This window comes from Bacillus sp. PAMC26543 (genome assembly GCF_014250375.1).
Classification (GTDB): Bacteria; Bacillota; Bacilli; order Bacillales; family Bacillaceae; genus Bacillus; species Bacillus halotolerans.
The window spans coordinates 1,032,577-1,055,632 of sequence record NZ_CP060193.1 but is presented as its reverse complement, the minus strand read 5'-3'; the positions used below and the strand labels follow the sequence as shown (position 1 = coordinate 1,055,632).

Here is a 23,056-nt window from a genome sequence, read left to right as displayed (position 1 = left end):
ATGGCATTTCAAATTTTATTAAATGTGTTTCTCGCTTTTTGCTGGATGTTCCTGAGCAATGACGCAAGCGCCGCCGGATTCATCACAGGCTTTATCCTGGGAATGATCTCTCTCTTCTTCTTCCGGCGCTTCCTTGCTCATCCGTTTTATCTATGGAAAACGTTTTCGATTATCAAACTTTTTTTGATCTTTATAAGGGAATTATACCTTGCCAACGTCAGTGTGCTGAAAACAGTCCTGTCGCCAAAACTGGATATCAAACCAGGCATATTCGCATTTAAAACAGAGCTGACAAAGGATTGGGAAATCACCCTGCTTTCACTGCTTATTACATTAACGCCGGGAACATTGGTCATGGATATTTCCGATGACCGGACCATTCTCTATATTCACGCGATGGATATTGAGGATGCGGAAAAAGCGATTTTTGATATTCGTGAGTCATTTGAAAAAGCCATACAGGAGGTGAGCCGCTGATGTTTACGTTAATCCTTCAAATCGCGCTCGGCATTATGGCGGTGTCCACCCTGTTGTATGTCGTTCGTGTCATCAAAGGGCCGACTGTTCCTGACCGGGTTGTGGCTCTGGATGCAATCGGCATTAATCTGATAGCGATGACAGCGCTTGTCTCCATCCTGCTGAATACGAGTATTTTTCTTGATATCATATTATTGCTGGGTATTTTGTCTTTTATCGGAACCATTGCGTTTTCTAAGTTCTTAGAGAAAGGAGAGATTATCGAAAATGATCGTGATCGCTAAAATAGCAGTAGCGATATTGATCCTAATGGGGGCGCTAATCTGTCTTGCGGCTTCCTTCGGGACGCTTCGCCTTCCCGATATGTACACACGCTCTCACGCTGCTTCTAAAGGCTCAACGTTAGGGGTAAATATGATTTTGCTCGGTGTCTTCTTCTTTTTGTGGCTTATCACAGGAGAGATATCAGCAAAAATTCTGCTCGGGATTTTCTTTATCTTTATTACGACGCCGGTCGGGGGACACTTGATCTGCCGAGCTGCGTACAACTCTGGCGTCAAGCTGGATGAAAGAAGTGTACAGGATGACTATAACGGAATCAGAAACTTTGTGATTAAACGAAAAGAGGATTCTTACCTATAAAAATGAGCAGCCGGACAGGCAGAGTTCCGGCTGTTTTTTTATTTTGTGATGACAGCCAGCGTGCATCTGGATATACAGATCAGCCTCTCTTGCCCGTCATAAATGTGAATCTGATACACAATGGTCGTTCTGCCTTTATGAACGGGCTCGGCTACCGCCTTTACCGTTCCTTCCTTGACAGATTTCAGATGATTGGCGTTAATCTCCAAACCGACACAAGCTTGTGTACGAGAATCGATTAGATGCTGGGCACCCACGCTCGCCGCAGTTTCCGCAAGAGCCACTGAAGCGCCTCCATGCAAATAACCAAAGGGCTGGACGGTCCGATGATCCACCGGCATCACTGCCACGCAGCGTTCCGCTGTGCTTTCTACAATTTCAATTCCCAGCGCGCCAAGCAATGTATGTTTCATATCCATAGTTTTAACTCCCTTATTTAAAGCACACCGTCTGATTTTGCAATCAACACCGCTTCCGTCCTGGAACCGACATTAAGCTTGTTGAAAATCGACGTCAGGCTGTATTCGATGGACCGCTTGCTTAAATGAAGCGCATCTGCAATTTCTTGGTTGGTAAAACCTTTTTCAACTTCTTGAAGAATCAGGCATTCTCTTGGTGTGAGCACATCTTGTTCTTTTTGAGAGGAAGGGGCCGGCTTTGTTTTTTGCTGAGTCATCAGCTGTTTAAAGTAAGCGAAATCGACTAAAATTTCTCCGTTGAGCACGTGATATATGTATTGGGTGATCTTTTCCTTTGATTCGGTTTTGCTGATGGCGCCGTGCAGACCCGCACGAATCGCTTCCTCAAAATAATCCTCGACCTCATAACCGGTATATACGATAATTTTACAATGAGGATTCTCTTGTAAAATCTGTTTAGAAAGCTCCATCCCATTGACATCGCCGCCTAAGTTCAAATCCATTAAGATGAGATCATATGATGAGAAATCATGCTGGTGTATGAACTGTTCGCTGGGTTCAGGACTGAGACAATCAACAGACAAATTCGAATCCGTTTCCAAAATTGTCTTGGTGCCTTCCATGACAGCCGGATGGTCATCAATCACTAGTATCTTTTTCATGTTTTCCTCCCTTTTACTCACTCATTTCCATTTTATAAAAAAGACTTGGCTTCTGCCAAGTCGTTTACGTTATAAAACCATTACAATTCCATTTCAATATCGGCCTTAAAGCCCTTTCCTTCACTTGTTTCGATTCGGAGGCGTCCATCTAAAGCCCTGACTCGCTCCTTAATGCCAGAAAGACCCATACTCATGGAATGTTCGTTATTTTTCTCTAGATCAAATCCGACACCATCGTCCTCATAATGAAGAACAATTTTGTTCTGAATACTGATCAGCATGATAAGCACTTCCGTCGCCTGAGAGTGTTTCACTGCATTTGATAAAAACTCTTGAATGATCCGGTACAAATTCAGCTGCGAATCCAAATCAAGCGACGCCGTAAATCTGCCGGTATTTAAGCGGATATGAAACGGAACCCGCTCCTGCTGCTGCGCCACCAGCTTAGACAGCGCCTTCACCAGTCCCAAATCATACAAAAGCTGCGGCCGCAATTCATGACACGTCTCCCTCGTCATCGAAATCACATCAGACATCTGCTCATTCATCTGTACGAGCTTGTCCTGCACCTCTTCACGACATGGATCATCATCCTTCTTAAAATCAGCCAAAAACAGCTCACACTGCCGTTTTAATGAAATCAAATCCTGAAGAACGGAATCGTGGAGATCGCGGGCGAGATCAGAACGTTGTTTTTCTTCGATGGTGTACATAAGTTTTTTGAGCCATACCGGGTTGGATTCTTGTTGTTTTAAATCCTCAAGATGCACCATCAATTCTTCGATTTTCATAACGTTTTCCAATGAGACATTTGTATAAAACGCTAATGTTTGAAGCCATGCAATTTCATCCCTTGTTAATTTAAAAGTATTATAACTTGAGAAACAGAGTACTAAAAATGATCTGTCTCCTCGTTCACCTATTTTAATAATAAAACCTTGTTTAAACTCTTTAATTTTACCGATATCACCAGAAAAATTTTTCACATATTGCTCATGATTTTTATAAGTCAAATCTTTAAAGTTGTTCTTACTAAGAAGGGTGATTTCCCCTTTAGAATTATCATACACGCAAGCATTATCTATGTTTAATACTTCTAGGATTGTATTTTTAAAGTAATTAAGTACTTGATCTACTGATGATGCTTGCTTAATCAACTGAGTAAATTTAAAAATTCCATCTTGATAATTAAATTTCTCTGTAAATCTTTTCAACTTGAAACGAAAATCAATGATTTCTTTAAAGTAAAAGACAGCAAACATAAGCAAATATATTACAAATGTTAGTTTAACGTAGTAAAAGTTATCATCTGGTTTTTGAATGTAATTAAATATGGTGACCACAATAACAGTAGGTGTAATGGCTAAAAATCCATAGTATTTAAGCCGTCCTACAACAAAGTCAATATTATAAAGTCTATTTGTCATAAATTGATACACTAAAGAAAAAGGTATAACAAGTGTAAAAGCTGCCAAACTAAAGGGTGAAAGATACTTATCAAACAACACATAGGGAATAACAAAAAAGATAATAAAGGGACTAAAAGACAGGATATTTATATAAGCAAGGATTTTTAAAATTGACTTTTGCTCATTTTGTTTGATTTTTCTAATCCCTTGATGGATAAGGATAGATACAGTAAGGACTAGGACAAAAAAGGAAATCAAGTTCAAGTTAGACAAAAAAGCCGAAGAATTTAATCTATTACTCAAAACAGCTTCTAGTAACAGGTTTACGAGTGGAAGTATATACATTATGATTAAAATCTTCTTTTTGAATAACTTAGTGCCCAATTCCGCAAAGTATTTATATATGAAATGTATATATAAAATTGGACAACTTACTAAAGTAAGGACAAGCAGGTAAGTGCTAACCTCTTCACCTCTTCTTGCCCCGCAGGCACTTACATATGCTACTGATACAAATAACAAAAATAAGATTAAAACAAAAGCAGAAGATGATTTTCTTACTTTATTTATTCTGTAAACAAAAAATATACAAAATAAACAGATTGAATAAGATATGAGTGGAATGAGATACATAAATAAATTTTCTTCACTGATTAGGCTTACATTTTGTAAATGAAATGATTTATTATCTCTCTCAACAGTTAAGCTTTCTACATTGACCAATCTTCCGCTCTCTAACTGGATTTCGCTTCCTCTTTGCCCATTCACTTCAAGAATGATGTCACCTTTTTTTACACCTGAATAATATTCATAATCCACAACTTTGGTAACCTCTAACTTACCCTGTTCATTAATCTTCACATCTGCACCTACAAAGATATTAAAAACAGAAATATAAGAGAGGTAGATCACATAAACAAAACTTAAAATGATAAAAGCTAGAGACAAATATTTATAGACGTTATTATTTATGTGCATCTCATCATCCCATAATTAAATAAAACTTTTTCTTTTATCATCCTCAAAAAAATTACTGATAGCTTCTATTGGGGGCCAGTTGCTTGTTCTCGGTGCCTCTCCTTCTTCAAACGCATATAATATTGCTTTCTTTTCTTTTTCATTTATATTTAGTAAGGTTAAGTTCCCATTCTTAAATTGATCAAAAGCTTCCGGGTTGTTTGCTAGATGGCTTATAATTTTATCGATATGTTTCAATTTAAATTCCCCCTTAATAATTGTACAAATAGTTTATTCTTTCTTTGTTCATCTAATTTCAGTTTTTTGAATGATTCTTTAAAGTTTTCCAATGCTATATTTTTAATAACATTCAAATATTGTATTACACCTGATTCTCGTAGCTTCTTTTTCAATTCGTCCATATTATTTATCTGATTATTTTCTTGCGCATAAAAATTTAATAAGTCAATCGATGATTGGTTATATTTATTTTTAAGATAGTAAAAGGCAAGATTGTGTCTAGTTTTTAAATCATTATTGTCAGGATAATATAACCCATGGTGATCATTCGCAATTTGCTCGACTATGCCCAAATAATGTGAATACTCATCGACTGTTTCATTAAATTCACCAGTTGCCAAATATACACCAAGAACATTAGGCAATGTTACAAGAGAACCTGACTTAAGTTTAATCATTTCAATAAACTCTGATTCTGAAGAGCTTGTTACATTTAAATCTGCATGTTGCCCTTGTAAAGATTGAAGTGAATATTGTAAAGTCAGACTTAAATGTTGTGGATTGTTAGAAACTAAACTTATCACTTGCAAACTTAATGTATAAAGTGCGGTAGCTGCGTTAATCACTATCGAAGGATCTATTTTCATCCAAGAAGCCTGAAGATTATCCTTATCCTCTATATCGTCAAAAATGTCAGCAGATAAAATTAAAAGTTCTATACCAGAAGCCAACAACTCAATTGCTGTAACATCTTTTCCGTCAAATGCTATGTAATGATGATAAGCTAATTCTGCGAATGAAAATTGTTTTTTTTCTTCAATAAAAGAAATAAGTTTTGTTTTTAAGTCTTCATTTGAAATATTTTCATGTACAATCTCCTTCATTTTCTCCTTGATCCGGACAGAATCTAAACATATCTGCTCAATAACAACTTCCCCCCTCCCATTCCATTTTACTAAATGGGACATTTAAAGGACAGCAGGTTTTTCGTTTTTTAACAATCATATAATACTTTATCCATTTATTGTATGGGTAGAACGAAAAAAAAGACTTGTTTCCAAGTCTTTTTTACGAAATTTTCATTGCATATGTGTATTTATCGAGCTGATCAATGCTTTTGTTAATGTTTCGTAATGAATCTGTCGTTTCTTTAATATCAAGTTCGAGTCGGAATAACAATTGTTTTACTTCTTCAAGTTTCTTTTCCATCGTTTCCACACTCCTTTTTTTGAAAGATCAATGAATTGTGTATGGTGAACGAGTCCTAGGTATTTGATCTGTTACTAATAGTGTATCTGGTTTCGAGTTATTTTTCACCGAAAAGTATACAAAAAGATCCTGCGTGACACCGCAAATATCAATAGGTCTTTGTGCTTAAAGGAATCACAATGAGAACAGGACTATTTTTCTACGTGTGAAAACGGTGATTTCGGATGGAATTGAGAAAGATTCTTAATTCCTTTGATTTTATTGTGTTTATCTGTTTCACAATGTAAGACTATAGTCCCCCTCGCCGCTTTTTCAAAATTCAATATGCGATTCTTGGCGTATCGTGACCGACAAACACCGAAAAGACCGCAACGCAAAGTTGTGGCCTTTTCGCTTTGTCATATCCAGCACCTGAGTGATCTATACATATAGACATATCCCCTTTTTGCGAGGTGCTTCCATGAGATATCCTTATCCTTGGTTTTACGTCTATCCGTACGACATACGCCGTCCGCCCGCTCCTGCCGCCAATACAGAAACCTTTATCCGTTCCGCACAGGATGCCGCCGGGCTGCTCGCTGATGCTCAGCTTGTACTTAGGCGCATTGCGGGGTCACAGGAGCTTTCGCGCCGCATCATGACCGCAGCGGAGCAGTCAGATAAACAGACAGTAAAACGTCTAATCAAACAGACAGGCGTCCGGCATGATGTGGATTCGGTCTTTAATCCCGATGGCATATACATCAGCCTGATCAGCACGCAAAGCCGAATTATCGTGGCATTGCGGTGGTCAGAAGACCGCAATTACTTTTCGCCCATGAGCTTATGACACCACTCCAAGGCTTCCAAATAACAGTCGTACGCTTCTTCCTTGTCCAATTCTTTTGCTAATTCTCCGCAAGTGTCCCAATTGTTGGTTTCGATTAACTTCACAAGCTCAAGCATTTGGTAATAGTCATTTTGATGACCTAATAACGCTTGACCTACTTCATCTATTAAAGGCAATTCTTGAATAATCTCTTCTATTTCTCTGTGCAAAAGGGTGTCTATAAGAGAAAACATCCCGATCAGCATATACGAGGCCGGCTGCGGGCGCGCTGTTTTTCTTGCCAACAGTTCACATAGCTTTGCTCTCATTAAAGAAATTTTTATGATTTCGTGTTTGCTCGAATTCCCTTTTCTGCTTAAATCCTTAAAGGAAAGGATGTATATCCACCGTTTGATTTCGTTAAACCCAAGAAGCATGATAGCCTGCTTAATGCTGTCAATCTTTTGGGTTAAACGGCTATGGGAAGAGTTTAAGAATTTTAAAATTTGATATGACAGCGATAAATCACGTTCTATGTACTCAGTTACACGCTGGATGTTAGGCTGCTCTTTGCTTAATTCGTTGAGCAATTCATAGTAAGAATAAAAATGGGTCGACAGATCATGGCCGCTGATGATGCGCGGTTCGCTGAAAAAGTAGCCTTGGAATAACTGAAAGCCATCTTGCGCCGCTTGTTCATATTCTTTGCGTGTCTCTACTTTCTCAGCTAAAAAAATCAGGCCGCAATAGCTGTAGGTTTGCAAAATATTTCGGCGTTCCATTCGGGTGGTTTTAAGAAAATCAACTTTCAATATATCAATATAGCTCATGAGCTTTTCCAATAATTCCTCATTTTTCGGGTTTATCGCGTAAAAATCATCGAGTGCCAGCGTATACCCCATTTTTTTCAGCTCTCTGCACCTTGAGACGAGAGCCGGAGTGATCGGTATATCTTCAAGGATTTCAATCACAAGCTGTTTTGGATTGAAGGAGGTGGGGAGATCCGAAAACATCAGGCTTTCAGTGAAATTGACAAAACAGCGTTTTCCTTCCGTCAGCTTCTCGATTCCGATGTTTAAAAAGCTGTTAATCACCAAATCTGTTGTAGCCTGATCGCCGTCTGCAGCGGAATACACATTCTCTTCGCTCTCTCTATATAAAAGTTCATAAGCGACAACCTGTTCTTTTCGATTAAATATAGGCTGTCTTGCAACAAACACCCTCATTGATTTATCCTCCTTACAAAACACGCGGCTTTCCACCCTAAGTATATCAAATAATTTGACGAAATTTGTCTAAACATGAAAAATATTATTCCCACAAAAAAACTGGCCTCTTCGCGAACGAAAGGCCAGTTTGCTTTATTCTTCGAGCTCTTCTTCAAGTCTGCTTTTCACTTCATGGATCCGCTGCATTTTGTTGCTCCAGCAGTCCTCGCTTAAATCAACCGGGTATTCTTCAGGTTTGCTGATTCTCTTATATTCCTCCCACAGAAGGCTGAGGTTGTCTTGTACATATTGCTGAATGTCAGAAATCTCAGGGTTCTGGTAGCATAGGATGCCTTTTTCAAAAATCAGCTCGTGAAGATCCTTCGCATAGAAATTCGTGACGAATTTGCTGATGAAGGTATGAACCGGGTGGAACATTCTCAGCCGCTTCTGGTCATTCACCTGCTCGTCATAAAGCGCAATGTAATCTCCTTCAGAATGATGATTTAACTGATTAATAATCCGGTACACTTTCTTTCTGCCAGGTGTCGTCACTTTGTCAGGGTTGGATGAAATTTTGATCGTGTCGACCATTTCTCCGTTTTCTTCGATGGAGACGAGCTTATAAACCGCGCCGAGAGCCGGCTGGTCATAAGCTGTAATCAACTTCGTGCCGACACCCCAGACATCTATGCGGGCTCCCTGAGCCTTTAAATTCATAATTGTATGCTCATCCAGGTCGCTTGACGCAATGACTTTCGCGTCTGTAAAACCTGCTTCATCAAGCATTTTCCGGGCTTTTTTTGACAGGTAAGCCAAATCGCCGCTATCCAGTCGGATGCCAATGAAGTTGATGCGGTCTCCGAATTCCTTGGCCACTTTAATCGCATTCGGCATGCCTGAACGAAGCGTATCATACGTGTCGACTAAGAAGACGCAATCCTTATGCGTTTCCGCGTATTTTTTGAATGCTGTATATTCATCGCGGTAGGCCTGCACTAGCGCATGGGCATGTGTGCCTGATACCGGGATATTAAAGCGCTTTCCGGCTCTTACATTGCTTGTCGCGCTGAAGCCGCCGATTAACGCTGCTCTCGCTCCCCACATAGCCGCATCCATTTCATGCGCCCGTCTTGTTCCGAATTCAAGTGCAATTTCGTCGCCAATGACGCCTTTGATGCGCGCTGCTTTTGTCGCGATTAATGTTTGGTAATTCACAATGTTAAGCAAAGCTGTTTCAATAAGCTGCGCTTCTACAAGAGGAGCTTCCACCCTCATAATCGGCTCATTGTTAAAAACCAGCTCTCCTTCTTTCATGGAATAAAGAGAACCTGTAAAAGATAAACCGCTCAAATAATCAATAAAATCTTCATGGTAGCCAAGCTCATCTCGTAAATAAGTCAGGTCACTATCGGTAAACTTGAAGTTTTCCAGATATTCAATGGCTTTTTCCAAGCCCGCAAAAACCGCATAGCCATTCTCAAACGGAAGCTTTCTGAAAAAAAGCTCAAAAATCGCTTTCTTTTCATGAATGCCGTCTCTCCAGTAAGTTTCCGCCATATTGATTTGATAAAGGTCTGTATGTAATGACAGGCTGTCATCTTTAAAACCGTACTCTAACACTGTTTTTCCCCTTCCTTACTCTGCCACTTGCGCTCCGATGCTGTTTGCAAAATGGGAAAGAGCCCACGTATGCCCCTCCTGATTAAAGCTGGCAACAGCCTGTTTATGCACAACAATCCGGAAACCTTTGTTGTATGCATCAACCGCTGTATGCAAGACACAGATATCTGTGCAGACGCCGGCTAAATGCAGCTCGTCAATCTGCCGCTCTCTGAGTTTCAGTTCTAAATCAGTACCCGCAAAAGCAGAATATCTCGTTTTTTTCCATGTAATATACATTATGATCATGTGCATGTTTCTGATATAGAGGCAAAAGCTTTCCGTACAGGTCTTTTCCTTCCGTACCCTTGATATTATGCGGCGGGAACAGACGGGTTTCAGGGTGATATTGATCCCCTTCATTGTGAGAATCTACTGCAAATACGACGTAATCACCGTTTGTGATAAAGTTTTCTGACAAATTGACGATCGCCTCTTCAATCATTCTGCCGGGATCCCCGCAGGTCAATTTTCCATCACTCGCCACAAAATCATTCGTATAATCAATACAAATAAGTGCTTTTTTCATAGCCGGCCTCCCCGCCATCAGTATGAGAACATTATATCTTATCTCCCGTTGTAAGGGAATTGCCATGAATAAAAAGACAAACAGTCCGTTTGTCTCTTAAGATTTCAGCACCGACCGGTTAAAAATGTCGTCCTGAATATATATAGATTCATGATTTACCGCACTGTCCGCCGCAATGATAAGGCCTAAAGGCGTATGAAACTGAAGATCAGATACGACTTTAAAAGGCACTCCGTTTCGGTTCGCCATTTTTACATAAGGTGAATAAGACTGATACTGAAGCTCTCCATTGATAAGAAGAGATATATGTTTATTGCGTTTAAACGCTTGCTCCGCTTCGTGATACGGTTTGCTTCTGAGCACCTGCCCTTTCGTCAGTGCCAAAAGCACTCTTTCCCGCAATGAGCCTAAAAACAAATGGCGCTCATCTGGTTTTGTTTCCAGCGGCCCGTACATTCCTTGCTGTAAATAGAGATCCAGCGTTTCATCACTCAAAAGCTCGTCCTCCCGTCTTGTTTGTCTTCATTATCGCCTGATCCTGCGGGGGCTAAACTTTCAAGGGCTGTTACATTTCCGTTACCCAGTGAATGATTTTTTTTGCCAGCTCACCAGCAGGCTCGTCCTCTGTATGCCGGCGCAAAGAAGCCTCCAGCCGTTCAGGCAGCGATGATTTTTCTTCCTCGTATGAAATAATCGTGCTCCACTCCAGCTGCGGAACGGCTACTAGCGTATGCAGCTCTTTTCTGTTTTCATGCAGATATACATCAGTGATCATTCCTGTTTGTGTGCTGATATTTGCTTTTCTGATTTTCATAACATGACCTCGCTAACTAAAAGACTATCCATATTATACAATAAAAAAGCAACAGCCTCTCTAGAAAAGGCTGTTACCCGTTAAACGAAACGGTATCATCAATGATATCGGCATCGTTTAAAATTGTTTTACTATATTCGTTATTGATCTTCACAAAATCCCCCAGCTGAAATGTGCCAGACCCAGCACCTGTGTGATCGACGCTTTTCGGCGCAATCGCAAACACATCTCCAAAGCTGGCCGCAGCATCACCTGATATAGACATAATATATATCGGCCCTACAATCGCAGGCATTTCCCCACCTCCGCACTGATTTACAGCATCATATGCGAAAAGGAGCCAATGGTGCCCGCCTATTCAGCGGGACGTTCGTTTTCTTCAAGGCGTGAACGCTGGCGCAGCTTGATCAGCCGCACGATATTCAGGAAAAACGCTTTGACTACCGCATACACCGGCACAGCTAAAATCATGCCGAGAATGCCGCCGAAGCTTCCTGCTCCAATCAACAGCAAAATGATGGTAAGCGGGTGCGTATTCAAACGTTTTCCGATCACGAGCGGAGAAAGCAGATTTCCGTCGAGCTGCTGAACGATCACAACCACAATGATCGCAAAAAGCGCTTTGGCCGGTGAATCCATAAAGCCGATAATGACAGCCGGCGCAGCGCCGAGAAAAGGCCCGACATAAGGAATGATATTTGTAATGGCCATGACAATTCCAAGAATCAGCGCATATGGCAGCCCGGTAATCAAGTATCCGATAAAGCACGCTGTCCCTACAAAAAGACAGATTAACAGCTGTCCCTGAAAATACGCAGCGAGTGTGTCGGATAAATCCTTAAAGATCTTTAGACCTTCTGTCCGGTAAGAAGCCGGAAGAATTTTGACTGCCAGGTGCGGAAAGCGGTGTCCATCCTTCAGCATATAAAAGAGGATAAACGGAACAGTGATAATGACAAGTGTGATATTTGTCACGACACCAAACACCGCGGATAAACTGGATGTAATATTTTGCGGCAGGTTTTGGAGAAAGCTTGTCAGAGACTGCTCAATTTTTGATATGGATACATAATCCTGTGTCATCATCCAGGTAAACCACTGAGAGTGAGATAAATCTTTTGTTAATGCCTGAATCTGTTTTATATATTCAGGAAGATTGTTAAACAGCCCGGTCACCTGCGATGTAATGACAGGCCCGACTGCCGCAGAAACGAAGGCAAGCAAACCGATAAATACTAAATAGATGAGCAGAATCGATAATGTCCGCGGCATTTTTTTCTCAAGCAGTCGGACAACCGGATTAAAAATAAAATACAGAATTCCGGCAATCAGCATCGGGAAAAACAATGTCGAGATAAACACGATAAACGGCTGAAACACAAATGAAACTTTTGTTGCTACGAAAATAATCAGCAAAACAAATAAAATTTGCAATGTCCAAAAATGGACTTTTGATTTCAACAAGCTTGTTCCTCCTAGTTTTTCTTTGTCTATCAGATAAAAGAACTTGCACCCCATCATTGTAACAAAAATGAACTGATATCAGAACTCTTAATCAGTGAATGGGCTGTTGATTATGCAGGCTGTGACATACGGCAGGGACGCCGCACTGATTTATGTACTTGTGGACTAGCTTAACGTTTAGATTTTATCCTGCTTGATGTGAATCAAAACGATAGAATGACTGAGAGGCAGCGGCGCTGTGCTCCGTTTGCCGGGAAGCCCCGTTTATATGTAAAGGATGCGGGCGGGTATCACTTCGGTTGTTGTTTACGCTTTATTTCAGATGACCGCTCCGGCTTTGATCTTGGCGGCACAATTTATGACGGAGCGTTTTTATAGCGCTTAACTGAAAAATAGGACGTCCCGGTGTACGCCTATTTTTCAAGCGCAAGCACTGTTACACCCGTTCACTGTAATCTGGCGTGACGGAAACCATGTGCTGGATACTGATAAAAAAAACAGAATTTCGGGCTGCTTCAATGATGATATGGTCCGGTTTTACATCAATCAGTCTGCCTCTGACCGTATCTCGTACTGTCTGGATAATGAATTTTGAGCCGATGAGCTTTTTGATGGTCTGATAGACATAAGGATCGACTAATGAGACCAGTTGCGGACTACCTTGGTTGGCCATACTTCAATCCCCTTTATATGTTTTATCTCAGCTTATGCCACGGTTAAGGATAATGACACAGGCTTACCGGATAACACCAGGGGATGCGGAGACGATTGGGGAGTGTGATTCACGCGGGTGTAAGGAAATGGTGATGAAACGGAGACAGCGAAGAAAGCGGACGCTGTTCCGAATACAGGCGGGACCTATACAGGCTTTTTTATAGAAGACTGGGCTTGGTCGATTAATCGGTCCAGTTTTTCTATTTTTTTCAGTGCGGTTGCTTCGTCAATTTGTCGGTAATGATGGTGGCCGCCAGGTTCTTCATCAAGTTCGTCCGCTTTTTTGACAATCTGCTGCAGCGTATTTTTATCGAGTTCACCTTCAGGCAGATAGGAATCGGTATGAAGCAATATGGCAAGAGCAATCTCTTTTGCCGCTTTCGGTTCTTCACCAAGACGAATCAAGAGCTTATGCGCCCGTTCCGCCCCTTTAATGGCATGGATGTCATTCCTTCTGTATTTCTCATAATCCCATTTTCCGTCTGTATACCATTCATAATGTCCGATGTCATGCAGCAATGCCGCTTTTGCGGCTAAATCAGGGCTGATATCAGCCTTTACAGACAGCCTGTATGCATGATAGGCGCAGGCAATCGCATGAGCCACGCCGGAACGCTGTAAATATTTTTGTGCAATTGGATGGGCGAAGACATCCATTAATGTAACCTTTCTCATGGAAACCCCTCCTTTAGATATTTTTAGAATCCTAACATAATTTGCAGAGAAACTCAATTCTTATGTCATATCATTTTTGTTTACTTTTCATGTTTGTTATACCCTAAAAGCAGAGTTTCAGTCAGTATATGCAGCCGGACTCCGGAATGCTTAAGTTATCGCCTTTTTATATAAAAAAAGAGCAGATTCACTCTGCTCTACAAAAACTCTTTAATATCATATATGCGCCCGTTTTCCGCGCCTGTCTCTAATAAAGAAAGCAGCGTGCCAGCAATAAAGGCCGGACTGCGAAGGCTTCCTGTTTCATTCAATTTCCGAAACCGCTCGATATCGTGGAAATCCTTTTTCGATGATGAACGGATGACGGCCTGCATGTCAGTGTCCATGACACCCGGTGAGAAAGAAATCATGTTCACCGGCAGTTCTTCATCCTCCTGTTCAAATCCGAACGTTCTCGTAAACATATCAAGTCCGGCTTTTGAGCTGCAATACGCGCTCCACCCCTTGTATGGGTTTTTGGCCGCGCCAGAGGTAATATTTACGATTGTTTTTCTTCCGCTGAAAGCAGCAAACTGTTTGGTAAACAGCTGGCTCAAGAGCACCGGCGCTGTCAGATTAAGCTGATAATGGCGCTGCAGCTCTTCAAGAGACGCTTCTCCGGCGCGTTTGATCGGCGTCACCATTCCGGCATTATTGATCAGTGTGATGGCTGAATAATCAGCCGGATTGATGGATGAAAGCAATGTTTTGAATTGCTGCTCAGCCTCTGTGAGATTGATCAGGTCGATCTGGTGCTGTGTCAGTTTCTCATGAGAAACATCTGTTGTTGTTCTGGACAGAGCATGGACTTCATGGCCTTTTTCCAGAGCCTGTAATGCAATGGCTTTCCCCAGTCCTTTTGACGCTCCGGTGATGATATAAAGTTCCATTGGAAACCTCCTCCTTCCGTTCTTATTGTACGGACCGCTTTTATGCAAAACAAGCGCGGGCGCTTACGCCTTTTTATTTTCCTGCACGATAACCTTTGGTATGAGAAAAACAATGCCTGCGATCCCAAGCAGAATCAGCACGCTATAGATGATCGGAAGCAGGAGTGAAGATGAATCTTTTTCTTTCATTTCCGTTGATGACGCTTTTGTGATCGGTTTCTCGGCAAATGTAATCCCAAGCTGTTTAGATTGAGCGGCGATGGTGTTGGAGCCCTCGGCATCTGTTGATGTAAACAAATCCTTTATCAGCTCGGCGTCCCGATCCTTCGGCTTATCAAAGGTAATATCCTTTTGCTCCTCAGGCAGTTCTGTTTTCTCCTCATAGGAAGAATCTTCATGCAAATAATTCGTATCGATTTCAATATCTTTCTTTTCATATTGGTTTGGCGCGACATCCGTATTTTCTTCGGTTTCGGCAGCAGCGGCAGAGGGTATGAAAAGGGAAAAGGAGAGCATACACATCATGATCCCCTTTTCCAAGCTGCGATTACGCTTCATACGTTTCATCGCTTTCCGCTGTTTTTTCTGCTATCAAGCGAATGACAAGCGGCAGAGCCGCTGCAATCAACGTAATGATCAGCAGAACCGATATTCCCATTGTAAACAAATGCCCTGTTCCGTACTGGATGTCGATATATACCTTCGACACCGGATCTTCAAATGTGAAGTTTGGCATAATTAAATCAATAAGCGGCGCAACATAGAATAAAATCATTGCCGCTGAAGCAACCCATCCAGGAATTGACCCGAACCGGAATGCCGCCCGGATAAAGGCAGAGCTTGCGACCAGCAATAAAATCGTAAACACAGACCACTTAATCGTCTGATCGTCCGGCAGTGAATAAATATTCAAACCGAACAAGCTGATCATCAAGCCGACAAGGATATTCAGAATTCCGAAAAGCGCTCCTTTGACGAGCAGCGGCGCATTTTGATAATACGAGCTGAAATATCCGATTAACAGACTGCTGATCAAAATAATAACCAGGATGACAACCGGCGGCACCGTCTGAATTTTTTCTTCCGGAACCTGACCGCTGATTTTAAGCGGATTTGCCAAGTAATCATATACATAGCCGTTGTTTTGGCCGTCTACTAATGTATTGCCCAGAATGCCGTATACGTCACTGCGTACAAGCTTCGTGGAAGCAACATTTTTACCCCAGTTGTTGTTTAATGTGTCAGCTTTCGTCTGTACATCATTTACGCTTTGCTGCATGTTGGTTGTGTAATCAATAATGCCTGACTGGCGTTCCGATAATGAACCCATCATGTCTGACATTTGCAGCACTTCCTGGCCGACCGTATCTTGCACGCTCAGTGCCATTGTGCCTGACAGACCATCATTATTGAACGTTGCAGATTCCTGCGCTGCACCGGTTACAAGCTGTTCTGACGCTTTAGACGCACTCTCAGAGATTTTCGTCAGTTCGTCGAGAACACCGGCTTGAGAATCACGGATATAGCTGCCGTAGTTGTCTGCAAACTCGGTCATGCCATTGATGAAATTGTCGATGTCTTCATCGGTTTGCATCATGTTGTTTTTGAGATCTTCCCAGCTTGCTGATTCTTCCGGTTTGATGGCTAGGACTGATTTGACGTTGCCCTGCTGGCCGTCAATGACATTGGTTTTTGCAGTGCTGTCAACCGTTCCGGATAATACAGAGTCGTACACAGATAAATATTTATAGTATCTCATTAAAGCGGAGATGCTTTCTGTATTGATTTCTCCTGGAAATTGAAGCTGATCTTTATTTTCCAGCTCGCGAATCGCTCTGTAAATCCCTTCGAACTCCTTCTGCCGTTTCGCTTCGAGATTTTCAAGTTTCGTTTCGAGTTTTTCCACTTGGTCTTTCAAGTCATCAATTTCATCATTAAGCCCATCCATTTGCTCTTTAAGTTCTTCTAATTTCTTATTCAGCTCATCATTATGGGCAGTTTCTTTTTCTTTGAGCTCTTCTTCGATTTGCTTAATTCGTTCTGACGCTTTGCTGAGCTGTTCTTTCGCTTTTGCGATATCAGAAATATCATCGTTTCCTGGTTGATCTTCATTTCCAGGCTGAGTCGTGCCTTCGTCTTCGTTTGCCAGCTGGATAAATTGAAGGGCAGAGTCAGATGAAGCAGTCTGTTCGGCAGATGTGCCCGTTTCGGTTTGTCCGCTGTCTGACTCACCATTGGAGGCATCTCCGTTATGCTCCTGACCGTCTGTTCCCTGCTGCTGGTCTTGATCCTGATTATTGCCGTCCGTTTGTCCGTCTTTCCCGGTATCACTGCTGTTATCATTGTTTCCGGTGTCTCCCTGTGTATCATCAGGATTTGGGCTGCTTCCGTCATCAGGATTTGGGTTGCTTCCATCATCAGGATGATCCGGGTTTTCAGGGGACGGGTTCTCTGGCGCCGGCTCCTCTTTTTCAGGCTCCTTTAAATTGTCTGAAATGTCCTGAATGTCAGCGGCAATGCTTTTCAATTCTTCACGCTGTTTTTCAAGATCGATTTTCAGTTCTTCAGGGTTTTCTTCGTTCGGGTCTTTATCTTCATCATCTGAACCATTATCTCCATCAGGCTGCGGGTCACCTTTCGCAACAGTGAGCGCCTCGCGCGCTTCAACAAGCAGTCCGTATACTTGGTTTAATGCAGCCTGTCTTGATACGGCTTGATACTGATCGATTAAATTGCTTTGTATCTTCGCCATACCAAGTTCCTGCTGAGGCACTTGGCCTTCCCTGATTTGCTGGGCGCCTGCCAGAACTGTGCTGGTTTGTCCAAGCTGTGTTTTCACTTGGCTGATCCCTGTTGACAGGCCGCTCATCTGCTCGCTGAACTGATTGGCCTTTTGCTGTGCTGAAATGGCATCCAATCCTGTCTGGATTTGCTGCTGAGTTGAATCCTGGGCTGCCAATAGCAGCTTTTTTTGATTTTCTTGATATTCTTTGTATCGTTCAACTGTATCAACGAAGTCTTTCAGCGTGTTTTTTGCTTCCTCCGCTGTCGATGCTTTTTCTTTTGTCGTGCCTTGGGCTTCATTCATTGATTTCTTCAGCTCATCGATTAGGTCTTTCTGGCGTTTGATTTCACCTGCCAAATCGTTAGAGCTTGGTTTGTAGAAATTGTACATGACATTTTGGAATTCAGATTCTTTATTGACGATCTTGTCAAACTCTCCTCTGATATTGTCCACTTTTTGTGAGACAAAGTTCCAATATAAGGCCGACATTTTTTTGTTCATTGTTTTCTGGGCATCTTCAAGCTCACGCTGCACTTTTTCTTTGTTGACCGCATTCAGGTTATCTTGAATGCTGAACTCAAGCGTGGCTTTTTGAGGACGCTCTTTGTCATAGCTCAAAATGTTTTTTGAGAAATCTGAGGGAATGTAGACGATCGCATCGTATTTTTTCGATTTCAGGCCTGTTTCGGCTGCACTTCGGTTCACGACCGTCCAAGAATAATCAGGACGTTCCCCCAGAACGGCAGCTACTTCCTTACCGAACTGGGCGGATTGATCATCTTCATCGTCCGCTTTCACCTCATCACTCAATACGCCTGTGTCTTCATTCACCACTGCGATTTGCCGCGTGGAATTGGCTGCTTTTTTCGCCGGATCTTCCCCGATGAACCGGAAAAACAAAACCGGCAGCAGCAAAATAATGATGACGGCTGATATTAACTTGATCAAGTTTTTTCGTTGTTCTGTCATCTAGCACTCTCCCTTTCAGCAGAACATAAAGGAATTTGAACTTTTTGCTCCTTCCCGTTTTCCACAACATATCCGAAGCCCGGCTGAATCTCCGGCTCCTGTCTTTGGTACGGAAGAGGAATGACATTTTGTTCAGATTTTTTCATCAGCAGGATAGCGTGTCTGATTTGCTTCATCTCAGTCGTCAGGGAATCATAGCCTTTGGAGAACTCACTGTGATTGCCTGCCGGAATAAAGCTGAAGCCAAGATGCGCGTAAGATTTCATAAAGTTCGCCAAGCGGTCTTGAATTCTCGTATCGATCGTCTGCTGGAATCTCGTAATTCCGTCAATCATCAGAACCACTTGAGAGAATCGCAGGCTTTGTGTGTCTCCCTGGCGAACGGCTTCTACATACATTGCTTCTCTTGTTTTAAAAATGTCTTCTGCTGTTTCAATCCACTGCTCAATATCATCTTTTGTTTCCATATATGCGACATCTGTTTCTTTTGCATATTTGGATAAACCGCGGTCGATCGAGTCAAACAAACCGATCATTTCCGTTTCATCATCAAGCAGATGCTCAAGCATCACTTTTAAGACGTTTGTTTTTCCTCGCTGTGTCTGCCCTAATATCAGGCAATGCTTGTGCTTAGCCAAGTCAAAGTACACCGGGCTGACGGTTTCTTCATGAAGCCCGATCGGCACAGATAAAGGCTTGCGTTCCAGCTTGAAGCGGAGAGAAAACTCTCTCGTCGACAGGCTTTCCGGCAGCATCGGAATCGGAGCCGGCTGCTGAAGTGAAGCATAGCGATCCTGAAGAACCTGCACTTCTGCTTTCAGCTCGTTGAACATGCCGATATCATCCTCTGCTTCAACAGGCAGGAACATTTGGGCGAAATAAAGCTCTTCTTTTTGAATGATCACGCGCCCCGGGATCGGCTCAAGGCTGAACTTCGGCCGTCCGTAAATGGAATATCCCTCAGATTGATCCATCAGATAATGGACAACCTTTGTTTTCAGGTTGTTCAAGAGCGACTGGCGGACGGCATTTACGCGCGTTGCCGTCAGCATAAAGTAAATCCCCAAGCTTTGTCCGTCTCTGGAAAGCTGGACAAATTCCGATTCAAGCTCATGCATCTCATCCTTGACGATATCAAAGTTGTCGATTGTGATGAAAATGAATGGAAGCTCTTCTTCGCTCAGCGCATTGTACATTTTGATATGGCTGATTTCTTTTTCACGGAACAGACGTTTTCGGCGGTCGATTTCCTCTTTGATCCGGATCATGAACTTTTCAATTTTTCTCGACTGATCCATCAGGAAGTAATCCGCCGTGTGCGGCAGCTTCGCTAATGGCAGGAGCGTTCCGTTCCCGAAATCAAAGATATAGACATGAAGCTCTTCAGGTGTGTAGACGTCTGCAAAACTCATCAGGAATGTTGCCGCTGCAATCGATTTCCCATAGCCTGAGGAGCCGAAAATGCCGATATTTCCGTCTTCCATCATTTTATAAGCAATCGGCGCCTGTCTTTGCAGATCAGGTTCATCAACATAAGCAAAGTGGAAATGGTCCTTTTCTTCTGATGGGAAAAGGGTGCGCGGGATACGTTCCGCAAGCGGCGGCAGCCAAGGGCTCGGCAGCTTCTCGATTCCCATTTCCTCTTGAATGCGTTCGATTTCGTCAACCACTGCTTCGATTTCTGACTGAACCTCTTTTTTCGCCATTTCTTCCGTGTCGACCTCAGAAAGCGGTATCAGGCCGGTATCCGTGACAATCGCGATTTCATCCTCTGTTCCGTAAACTTCCTCTAAGTAAGGGGCCCCGCTCCAGGCGGATTGGAACAGCTCGTACACTTCATTGTTTCCGACCTGCAAATAACCGCGTCCGGTAACCGTGATGTTCGCGGCATCGCTGTTTTTCAAAATCTCTTTACTATCGGTGGCATCCTGAACTTTAAGCGCTACTTTAAAGCGCGAGTTACTCCAGATTTGGTCGTCGATGATACCGCCCGGCTTCTGTGTCGCCAAAATCAAATGTACGCCAAGGCTTCGGCCGATACGTGCAGCACTGACAAGCTCTCTGATAAAATCAGGCTCTTCGCTTTTCAGCTCTGCAAACTCATCAGAAATTAAGAATAAGTGCGGCATTGCTACTTCTGCTTTCCCCTGCTTGTACAGCTTTGTATAGTCATTGATGTGATTGACTTGATATTGATCAAACAGACGCTGCCTTTTTTTCAGCTCGCTTTTAATCGAAGCGAGCGCACGCATACTGAAGTTTTGACTGCCTTCAATATTGGTGATCGTGCCGAGCAGGTGGGGAATATTGCGGAACGGCTGCGCCATTCCTCCGCCTTTATAGTCAATTAATAAGAAAGCCGCTTCATGCGGGTGAAAATGCACCGCAAGTGACAAGATGTAGGTCTGGAGAAATTCACTTTTCCCCGAACCTGTCGTCCCCGCAAGCAAACCGTGCGGACCATGGGCTTTTTCGTGAAGGTTCAGATGCACAATGTCATCCTTCCCTTTATAGCCGATCGGCACCGACAGCGACTTCGACGATTCACTCGTCAGCCACCTTTGCTGGATTCCGATTTCTTTTACTTCCTTCGCATGGAAAAGCTCCAGGAACGAGACCATTTCCGGAATGGAGTTCGTAATGCCCACCTGGTGATTCAGCGTGCGAAGCGTGCGTGAAAACCGTTCGTTGTCCTCGCGCTGATGATGATCGAGCCGGAACGGAATTCTTACTGCTTTTTTCTTTTGTATTAAAATGTCGCCTTCATTTTCGTTGATATAGCGGACAAGGGTCGTAATGTTTTCTGATAAACTTTCCTTTGTTTCCGCGGCGACAATTGTAGAGATGCCCAGCTGCTCATGCTGCCCTTCTAAATATTCAAGAATGACGTGCTCTGAAATCAGCTGCTGATTCGTTATGACAAATACAAAATGCGGTTTAAACTGCAGTTTTTCTTTGTCATCTTCGAGATCGCGCTCTCTGATCAATTCATAAAGTGAGGACAGGAGCTGGTCACGCGTTTGTTCATTATAAATAAAGCCTTTCGCATAAATATGGGGCATTTGAAATTGCGGAAGCCACTTCATCCACTCCCAGTCTTTATACTCCTCTTCATGAAAAATAAAGACGAAGCGCAAATCGTGATAGCTGTTGAAAAACGAAAGCTGGCCGATCAGCTGGTGAATCTCATTCTTAACAATCTGCGATTTTCCGACAAGACCCATCGGCCCCTCCGCCAAATCGACCGTAACCGGCGCATTGCGAATGTCCTTATAGACACGCTGCATGTGCTGCGATTTCTCCATAAGGTCATCAATATCACGGTTCGCCAAGTCTCCGCCGCTCATATTGATTTCATAGCTTGCAGGAACTGTTCCGGTCCCGAGCCGAACCTGGAGATAATCCTTGCTTTCGAGCGACTTTTCCCAAATTCGGTCACTGATTTCACTTGTTAAGTATTTCATTTGTTCAAAAGAAGGAAAATGAAAGTCAAGAACCTGCTTTTGCTTTTCAGCAAGCGCCTGAAGCTCTTTTCTCTTATTATCTAAGTAAAGCTTATACACGCGCTCCCGCTTTTCCTCGCGTTTTTTCCGCTGGTTTTTATCCCGGAAATATTGAACGGTCGAGGTAATAAGGGTCATCATAAACATTGCCAGTGATACGAGTATAAATATGCCTCGCGGCTGGATGATAGCGACAACGCCCATCACGATCAGCATCACAAGCGGAGGCAGGATGACGAGCCACAGCCCTCTATTGGTTTGATCGCTCTCCTGAGAGGGAAAACTGAAGGACACACGGTCATCTGGCAAATCGTACACCATCCGCGGCGTTCTTCTGTACTGCGGATATTTCTTCTGCATTTCTGTGCTTGGTTTGACGGTTTTGGTTAACACTGTTTCAAGCGGTGTGTAATGAACGATTTCTAAGAGGTCTTGTTCAGTTACTCTCATTTGCGTAAAGTTCCAGAATATTTCATCCCCCGGCTTGAGCGGTGCAGCACCTATTACCTTCTCTCCGTTCAAGAACACATTTCCGCTTTTTGGGAGAATCGACCATTTCTCGCCGATATGCAGTAATGAAAATGTGCTTTGCTCCGCAAAAGCAAAATCATTCGGGTTCAGATAGATATCTGCATCTGTCTTTTCTGAGGAACATGTCATTTCGTCTCTGTTTCCTGTAAAATAAACGGATTTTTCAGGTTTGCCGGCAATTAAAAACAGACATATATCCTGCTGATCCGTTTGAAGAGAAAATGATGTATCAGTTTCAAGACTGCCCAGGCAATCATTTCCCAGGAAAACATCGTACTGGCCGCCGGATTCCTTCCTTTGAAGAGAAATCACTCCGTTCTCAAACGGAATGGTACCGATCGTAATGGAATCCTTCACATCAGGCCCTATGGTCACCGGCTGGGACGCCGGGAGATCAGACAGTTTTAGTTTTTGGACGTTTTGCTGATAGAAAACCCATAATAGACTCAA

22 protein-coding genes and 1 pseudogene are annotated in these 23,056 nt (G+C 42.7%); 4 read left to right on the top strand and 19 right to left on the bottom strand.

Translation table 11 applies throughout. The features are described from left to right. The 3 genes from H7F27_RS05215 to mnhG are packed head-to-tail and all read left to right on the top strand — an operon-like array spanning position 1 to position 1,119. Positions 1–477 carry a Na+/H+ antiporter subunit E gene (locus H7F27_RS05215; protein ID WP_185848675.1) on the top strand — a complete coding sequence of 159 codons (477 nt, stop codon included), beginning with the start codon at positions 1–3 and terminating at the stop codon, positions 475–477. After that, entirely contained in the window at positions 477–761 is a 285-nt protein-coding gene (locus H7F27_RS05210) for a Na(+)/H(+) antiporter subunit F1 (protein ID WP_024122677.1), read from the top strand. Before H7F27_RS05215 ends, H7F27_RS05210 begins: the two co-directional genes overlap by 1 nt. Next, the gene (gene mnhG / locus H7F27_RS05205; protein ID WP_185848674.1) at positions 745–1,119 is read left to right on the top strand and encodes a monovalent cation/H(+) antiporter subunit G; all 375 of its coding nucleotides are present in this window, start codon (positions 745–747) and stop codon (positions 1,117–1,119) included. The genes H7F27_RS05210 and mnhG overlap by 17 nt, the downstream gene beginning before the upstream one ends. Positions 1,120–1,157: 38 nt before the next feature. On the opposite strand, the gene H7F27_RS05200 is transcribed toward mnhG, so the two are convergent. The 6 genes from H7F27_RS05200 to degQ form a co-directional block, all read right to left on the bottom strand. Continuing rightward, positions 1,158–1,538 carry a hotdog fold thioesterase gene (locus H7F27_RS05200; RefSeq protein WP_024122679.1) on the bottom strand — a complete coding sequence of 127 codons (381 nt, stop codon included), beginning with the start codon at positions 1,536–1,538 and terminating at the stop codon, positions 1,158–1,160. Between the two features lie 17 nt (positions 1,539–1,555). Continuing rightward, on the bottom strand, positions 1,556–2,200 hold the full coding sequence (gene comA / locus H7F27_RS05195) for a two-component system response regulator ComA (protein WP_101864137.1): 645 nt from the start codon (positions 2,198–2,200) through the stop codon (positions 1,556–1,558). Positions 2,201–2,280: 80 nt separating this feature from the next. Beyond that, a complete protein-coding gene (locus H7F27_RS05190) occupies positions 2,281–4,587 on the bottom strand; it encodes a histidine kinase (protein ID WP_185848673.1) in 2,307 nt (768 codons plus the stop codon). Between the two features lie 15 nt (positions 4,588–4,602). Next, positions 4,603–4,824, bottom strand: coding sequence for a competence pheromone ComX (comX, locus tag H7F27_RS05185; protein ID WP_059292642.1), 222 nt, complete (start codon positions 4,822–4,824; stop codon positions 4,603–4,605). Beyond that, positions 4,821–5,690, bottom strand: coding sequence for a polyprenyl synthetase family protein (locus tag H7F27_RS05180; protein ID WP_101864136.1), 870 nt, complete (start codon positions 5,688–5,690; stop codon positions 4,821–4,823). Before H7F27_RS05180 ends, comX begins: the two co-directional genes overlap by 4 nt. Before the next feature lie 184 nt (positions 5,691–5,874). Then, positions 5,875–6,015 carry a degradation enzyme regulation protein DegQ gene (gene degQ, locus H7F27_RS05175; protein WP_024122683.1) on the bottom strand — a complete coding sequence of 47 codons (141 nt, stop codon included), beginning with the start codon at positions 6,013–6,015 and terminating at the stop codon, positions 5,875–5,877. 460 nt (positions 6,016–6,475) lie between these two features. On the opposite strand from degQ, the gene H7F27_RS05170 reads away from it, so the two are divergent. Then, positions 6,476–6,844 carry a YuzC family spore coat inner layer protein gene (locus H7F27_RS05170; RefSeq protein ID WP_024122684.1) on the top strand — a complete coding sequence of 123 codons (369 nt, stop codon included), beginning with the start codon at positions 6,476–6,478 and terminating at the stop codon, positions 6,842–6,844. On the opposite strand, the gene H7F27_RS05165 is transcribed toward H7F27_RS05170, so the two are convergent. From H7F27_RS05165 to essC, 13 genes and pseudogenes are all read right to left on the bottom strand, one after another. Then, positions 6,820–8,049, bottom strand: coding sequence for an EAL and HDOD domain-containing protein (locus H7F27_RS05165; RefSeq protein WP_024122685.1), 1,230 nt, complete (start codon positions 8,047–8,049; stop codon positions 6,820–6,822). The two genes, H7F27_RS05170 and H7F27_RS05165, sit on opposite strands and share 25 nt — an antisense overlap. A gap of 135 nt (positions 8,050–8,184) precedes the next feature. Next, the gene (locus H7F27_RS05160) at positions 8,185–9,654 is read right to left on the bottom strand and encodes a nicotinate phosphoribosyltransferase (protein ID WP_024122686.1); all 1,470 of its coding nucleotides are present in this window, start codon (positions 9,652–9,654) and stop codon (positions 8,185–8,187) included. A 15-nt stretch (positions 9,655–9,669) separates the two neighbouring features. Further along, positions 9,670–10,222: pseudogene (locus H7F27_RS05155) on the bottom strand (cysteine hydrolase family protein). Positions 10,223–10,318: 96 nt separating this feature from the next. Beyond that, the gene (locus tag H7F27_RS05150) at positions 10,319–10,678 is read right to left on the bottom strand and encodes a YueI family protein (RefSeq protein WP_395958026.1); all 360 of its coding nucleotides are present in this window, start codon (positions 10,676–10,678) and stop codon (positions 10,319–10,321) included. Between the two features lie 109 nt (positions 10,679–10,787). Continuing rightward, entirely contained in the window at positions 10,788–11,036 is a 249-nt protein-coding gene (locus H7F27_RS05145) for a YueH family protein (protein ID WP_024122689.1), read from the bottom strand. A 73-nt stretch (positions 11,037–11,109) separates the two neighbouring features. Beyond that, positions 11,110–11,331: a spore germination protein gene (locus H7F27_RS05140; RefSeq protein WP_044158952.1), complete on the bottom strand. Its 222-nt coding sequence runs from the start codon at positions 11,329–11,331 to the stop codon at positions 11,110–11,112. A gap of 59 nt (positions 11,332–11,390) precedes the next feature. Then, on the bottom strand, positions 11,391–12,500 hold the full coding sequence (locus H7F27_RS05135) for an AI-2E family transporter (RefSeq protein ID WP_024122690.1): 1,110 nt from the start codon (positions 12,498–12,500) through the stop codon (positions 11,391–11,393). Between the two features lie 436 nt (positions 12,501–12,936). After that, positions 12,937–13,173: a YuzF family protein gene (locus H7F27_RS05130; protein WP_024122692.1), complete on the bottom strand. Its 237-nt coding sequence runs from the start codon at positions 13,171–13,173 to the stop codon at positions 12,937–12,939. 185 nt (positions 13,174–13,358) lie between these two features. After that, entirely contained in the window at positions 13,359–13,889 is a 531-nt protein-coding gene (locus tag H7F27_RS05125) for an HD domain-containing protein (protein ID WP_024122693.1), read from the bottom strand. A gap of 197 nt (positions 13,890–14,086) precedes the next feature. Beyond that, entirely contained in the window at positions 14,087–14,818 is a 732-nt protein-coding gene (locus H7F27_RS05120) for a (S)-benzoin forming benzil reductase (protein ID WP_024122694.1), read from the bottom strand. Positions 14,819–14,881: 63 nt separating this feature from the next. Next, positions 14,882–15,334 (bottom strand): type VII secretion protein EssA, encoded by a 453-nt coding sequence (gene essA, locus H7F27_RS05115; RefSeq protein ID WP_081638360.1) that lies wholly within the window; start codon positions 15,332–15,334, stop codon positions 14,882–14,884. Between the two features lie 31 nt (positions 15,335–15,365). Next, positions 15,366–18,572 carry a type VII secretion protein EsaA gene (gene esaA / locus H7F27_RS05110; protein ID WP_024122696.1) on the bottom strand — a complete coding sequence of 1,069 codons (3,207 nt, stop codon included), beginning with the start codon at positions 18,570–18,572 and terminating at the stop codon, positions 15,366–15,368. Further along, on the bottom strand, positions 18,569–23,056 hold the full coding sequence (gene essC / locus H7F27_RS05105) for a type VII secretion protein EssC (RefSeq protein WP_024122697.1): 4,488 nt from the start codon (positions 23,054–23,056) through the stop codon (positions 18,569–18,571). The genes esaA and essC overlap by 4 nt, the downstream gene beginning before the upstream one ends.